The following is a 4,247-nucleotide window of genomic DNA, read 5'->3' on the forward strand; positions in this document are numbered from 1 at the left end:
GGCTAAAAGTCTTATCCAGCAAGGTTTTTAGATTTATTCAGCAGACCCTAGTTAATTCCCGAATTTGTCAAAATTACCGCCTGTTAGTCCACTGAGCTGCCGATAAGATTAAAGAAATCGGTAAAGTTGCGGGGATCGATCGAACTGTGAAGGAAGATAGGGAATAAACGACAGAGATAACAAAGACTATGGGCAAACCGACTGGCTTTATCGAATTCCTGCGTGAACTTCCTTCCGAACTTACCCCCCTCGATCGCCTTCATAATTGGGATGAGTTTCATCTTCCCATGCCAGAAGATAAACTCCGCAATCAGGCCGCCCGTTGTATGGATTGTGGTACACCATTTTGTCACACGGGAACGCTAATTAGTGGCATGGCCAGTGGTTGCCCGATTAATAACCTGATTCCCGAATGGAATGATTTAATCTATCGAGGATTGTGGCGAGAAGCCCTCGATCGCCTCCATAAAACCAATAATTTCCCCGAATTTACCGGTAGAGTCTGCCCCGCCCCCTGTGAGGGTTCCTGTGTTCTCGGTATTCATAATCCCCCCGTTACGATCAAAAATATTGAATGTTCGATTATTGACAAAGGTTGGGAATCCGGTTGGATTACTGCCAATCCCCCCGCCATCCGTACCGGCAAAAAAGTGGCCGTGATCGGTTCTGGACCTGCTGGATTAGCAGCCGCCGACCAGTTAAATAAAGCCGGTCACTGGGTGACAGTTTATGAAAGGGCCGATCGCCCCGGGGGGCTATTAATGTACGGTATCCCCAACATGAAGTTAGATAAGGAAGAAGTCGTTCTGCGTCGTCTCCAGATGCTCGAACAGGAAGGGGTAAAAATGGTCTGTAACACGGAAGTGGGCAAGGACATCAGCAGCCAAGACCTATTAAACGAATATGATGCCGTGGTTATCTGTACCGGGGCCACCAAACCCCGGGATTTAAACATCGAAGGTCGCCAATTAAAGGGCATTTACTTCGCCATGGAGTTTCTCACCGCTAATACAAAAGCACTATTAGACGGACAGCCGGGGGAGGATTTTATCTCGGCTGCGGGTAAAGACGTAGTAATTATCGGCGGTGGCGACACGGGAACCGACTGTGTGGGGACTTCCCTGCGTCATAACTGCCGTAGCGTCACCCAATTAGAGATTATGCCGCAACCGCCCCGAGAACGGGCCGCCGATAATCCCTGGCCCGAATGGCCGAAAATCTACCGTCTGGACTATGGACAAGAGGAAGCGGCCGCGCGCTTTGGCGATGACCCCCGGGTTTATACCACCACGGCGACTAAATTCGAGGGGGATAGCGAGGGCAACGTCACAGGGATTCACACGGTACGGGTGGAATGGCAACGCAACGAAAAAGGGCAGTTTATCCCCCAACCGGTGGCAGGAACAGAAAAAGTCATCCCGACGCAATTGGTTCTATTGGCCATGGGATTTTTGGGACCAGAACAGCCTTTACTCGATGATTTAGGCTTAGAAAAGGATGCCCGCAGCAATATCAAGGCCGAACACGGTCAATTTGCCACTAGCTTACCGAAAGTGTTCGCCGCAGGGGATTGTCGTCGTGGTCAAAGTTTGGTGGTTTGGGCGATTAATGAAGGTCGCGGGGCCGCCAGAGAATGCGATCGCTTTTTGATGGGGGCGACGGATTTACCTTAAACCAGTAGTTAGGGTTTGCGGCAAAAAGTTTTTTGTGGGGGCAGGGTGTGGGGTGTGGGGTGTGGGGTGTAGGGTTTTACCGATTTTGAGGGGGTCAATTACCTAATTTTCAGGGAAAAAGTCCCGGAATTTTCCCCCCGATCACTCCCATATCCGGTACTTTTTGATTTCTAAAAGGTCTAAAAGTCTTACCCAACAAGGTTTTTAGATTTATTCAGCCAGCCCTAGTTACTCTCGCCATTGTCCTGACTTGCTGGGGGTGTTTTCCCCTCGTTATAGTCAGGGCCAAAAAGAGGCCTCAGCCATAGCCATCAAAACCCAACCGCCGGTCAAACCTTCTCAATCTGAAGAGGAGGAGGAGCGACGAAACAATTGTCCCTATTGCCTATCTAGACAATTGCTCCCTGTTTAAACCGTTGCCGCCGATGAATCAAGCACCACCTGTTCATTGGTGGGTAACTCCAGACAATAACCCGCACCGTAAACGGTTTTAATATAGCGAGGGTGGCGGGGATCGGGTTCTAGTTTCGTTCTCAGATGGCGAATATGAACGCGAATAGTCTCGATATCATCATCGGGATCGTATCCCCAGACCTCCTTGAGAATATCACTAGGGGAAACGGTTTGACCGTGACGTTGGAGAAGACAGTGGAGTAACTCGAATTCTAGATGGGTTAACTTGACCACACTTTCAAACCAGACTGCCTCAAAACGTTCGGGAACCAGGGTTAAAGGTCCAAAACTGAGTATTTCTGAGTGTTTAGCGGCTTGGGGAATGCGATCGGTGCGTCTGAGGAGAGCGCGTACCCTAGCTAACATTTCCTCCACCTCGAAAGGTTTGGTCAGGTAATCATCAGCACCCGCGTTAAAACCTTCCACTTTATCTTGGGTTTGTCCCAAGGCTGTGAGCATCAAAATCGGGATGTCGGACGTGCGTTCATCTCGTCGCAAACGCTGACAGACAGTAAAACCATCGACTTTGGGCAGCATTAAATCCAGCATGATTAAATCGGGTTGTAACTGGACGGCCAAGGCCTGGCCTTTAATCCCGTCCTCTGCGGGATTAACGTCATAACCCGCCATCTCCAAGTTGATGGAGACTAATTCCGCGATTGCAGGATCATCATCGATTACAAGTATTCGGGGCATTACCAGAGTGTTATGACTAAGGGTTTGGATAGGGAGTTGCTAAATGTGTTCTCGCTGACATCGCAACTAGGGCTTTGTCTCTCAAGGGCTTGAGTTTAGCACAACATAAAGAATCCTGTACTGATTATAAGCATGATTGCTAAATTCGGTTTTAATTTGTGAAATTTTGCTGATATAAGTCTCCTGAATGTTAAGAATTTCTAAGAAGTGTGAAGAATGTTGCTCGATGATTGATATTGGCGCTAGACTACACCCTCTCTCTCACCAAGATCAACTAGGGAGCAGTTTTTCACTAATCTTTACAATTGCGCCATCTCGATCGATACCGGTTTCAACCGGCGGTCAAGTCCTGCTAGAGCTAACTTTTCTCCCTAAGCTCCCCCGGCGGCACTGTAAAAATTCTTAATAAAATTACCGATCGATTCAGTTTAATCTACCAAAATAGACGGTTTTAGTAAGCATCTGTAACGAACCCGATCCATTCCACTCATCCCAACAGGTGATCATAATATGAGCGTTAATTTATCAACTCAACTGCGAGAAGGCACGAAAAAATCCCACACCATGGCAGAAAACGTCGGTTTTGTCAAGTGTTTTCTCAAAGGTGTGGTAGAAAAAACTTCCTATCGCAAACTGGTGGCTAACCTCTACTTCGTCTATTCGGCCATGGAGGAGGAGATGGAAAAACTTCCTAGTCATCCCGTCGTTTCTAAAATCTGTTTTCCTGAACTCAATCGCAAAAATGCGCTGGAACAGGATTTATATTTTTATTACGGTCCCAATTGGCGCAACGAGATCGCTTTATCTCCCGCAGGTCAGGCCTACGTTAACCGGATTCGGGAAATCGCCACAAAAGAACCCGAATTATTAGTCGCTCATTCCTATACCCGTTATCTCGGCGATCTGTCCGGGGGGCAAATCTTGAAAAAAATCGCCGAAAAAGCGATGAATCTGGAAACTGGTGGCACGGCTTTCTATGATTTCAAAGATATTCCCGACGAAAAAGCCTACAAAAACCACTATCGTCAAACCCTCGACGAGTTACCGGTGGATCAAGCCATGGCCGATCGCATTGTCACCGAAGCTAACGCCGCTTTTGGCATGAACATGAAAATGTTCCAAGAGTTGGAAGGTAATCTGATCAAAGCGATCGGAATTATGCTCTTTAATACTCTCACCCGTCGTCGCACCACCGGCAGCACCGAAACTGGATTGGCTACCGCCGAATAGTAGTCAAGAAAACCTAAAAAAACGGATAATTCTAGAATTGGGGTAATGGTTAGCCTTGACATCCTCGCCGCCCTAAAAGTGCGGCGATTCCTAAACCTCACGATTTAAGTTTCTGCTTCCACCACCGTCGCATACCACAGTTAAAAAACCATGTACTGTCTTACACAGAGTCCACAGACTTTCGCCCCATTTCAG

Annotated in this window: 3 protein-coding genes; 2 read left to right on the forward strand and 1 reads right to left on the reverse strand. The window is 47.8% G+C overall.

Annotation, left to right across the window (positions count from 1 at the left end):
* Window positions 1–188 precede the first annotated feature (188 nt).
* Window positions 189–1,673 (forward strand): glutamate synthase subunit beta, encoded by a 1,485-nt coding sequence (locus tag O9295_RS17780; RefSeq protein ID WP_147073337.1) that lies wholly within the window; start codon window positions 189–191, stop codon window positions 1,671–1,673.
* Between the two features lie 408 nt (window positions 1,674–2,081).
* Here the strand turns inward: O9295_RS17780 and rpaA are convergent, their stop codons facing one another.
* Complete coding sequence (rpaA, locus tag O9295_RS17785) at window positions 2,082–2,822, reverse strand: two component system response regulator RpaA (RefSeq protein WP_002798623.1); 741 nt, start codon at window positions 2,820–2,822, stop codon at window positions 2,082–2,084.
* 510 nt (window positions 2,823–3,332) lie between these two features.
* On the opposite strand from rpaA, the gene O9295_RS17790 reads away from it, so the two are divergent.
* On the forward strand, window positions 3,333–4,052 hold the full coding sequence (locus tag O9295_RS17790; protein WP_288034237.1) for a biliverdin-producing heme oxygenase: 720 nt from the start codon (window positions 3,333–3,335) through the stop codon (window positions 4,050–4,052).
* The last annotated feature ends 195 nt before the right edge of the window (window positions 4,053–4,247 follow it).

Source organism: Microcystis sp. LE18-22.4A, assembly GCF_027531105.1.
Taxonomy (GTDB): Bacteria; Cyanobacteriota; Cyanobacteriia; order Cyanobacteriales; family Microcystaceae; genus Microcystis; species Microcystis aeruginosa.

Coding starts and splice junctions, on each gene's coding strand:
- O9295_RS17790 (WP_288034237.1), top strand. CDS start 3,333: ATGAGCGTTAATTTATCAACTCAACTGCGAGAAGGCACGAAAAAATCC.
- rpaA (WP_002798623.1), bottom strand. CDS start 2,822: ATGCCCCGAATACTTGTAATCGATGATGATCCTGCAATCGCGGAATTA.
- O9295_RS17780 (WP_147073337.1), top strand. CDS start 189: ATGGGCAAACCGACTGGCTTTATCGAATTCCTGCGTGAACTTCCTTCC.